The organism is [Flexibacter] sp. ATCC 35208, assembly GCF_001975825.1.
Taxonomy (GTDB): domain Bacteria; phylum Bacteroidota; class Bacteroidia; order Chitinophagales; family Chitinophagaceae; genus Chitinophaga.
In genome coordinates this window covers 1-437 of record NZ_MTKN01000306.1, presented here as the reverse complement: position 1 = coordinate 437, position 437 = coordinate 1, and the positions used below count along the sequence as shown (strand labels likewise).

Genomic DNA, 437 nt, shown 5'->3' with positions numbered 1-437 from the left:
CCATAAGAGAAAGCGTAAGACATACTATAGTTCTTATTGCTTATTGCATCTAATACTTCATACCCTATATGTGTACCAAAACTACCTGCAACTACTTTAAATTCATCTGAAACCTGATAAGTAAAAAACAATTGTTTAATTAAAAATTTTGCGGTAATATCTTTATCTGTTGTTTCATTATATGAAAATTCCCCTGCTCTTTTTCCAAAACCTAAGTCTACAAAAACTGAAGCTTTTCCGAACGTATGCGCTGCCTGAATTGAGGCCATCCCTAATTCGAATGAATCTTGTGAGTTGGTAAAGCTCGTTAATCCATTCATTTGTTTTGAAAAATCATATTTATAATAAGCATCTGCTGATCCTCCCCAAGTGGTTGCTGGCGAAACTGATGCTTCAGTCTCATCTTGGGCAAAAGCAAAAGAACTTGTTAACATCGC

At 35.0% G+C, this 437-nt stretch carries 1 protein-coding gene; it reads right to left on the bottom strand.

What is annotated here, in order from left to right; all coding sequences use genetic code 11:
• Positions 1-437, bottom strand: a 437-nt coding sequence (locus tag BW716_RS35650; RefSeq protein ID WP_179091444.1) for an outer membrane beta-barrel protein, incomplete at both ends; no start/stop codon positions are given.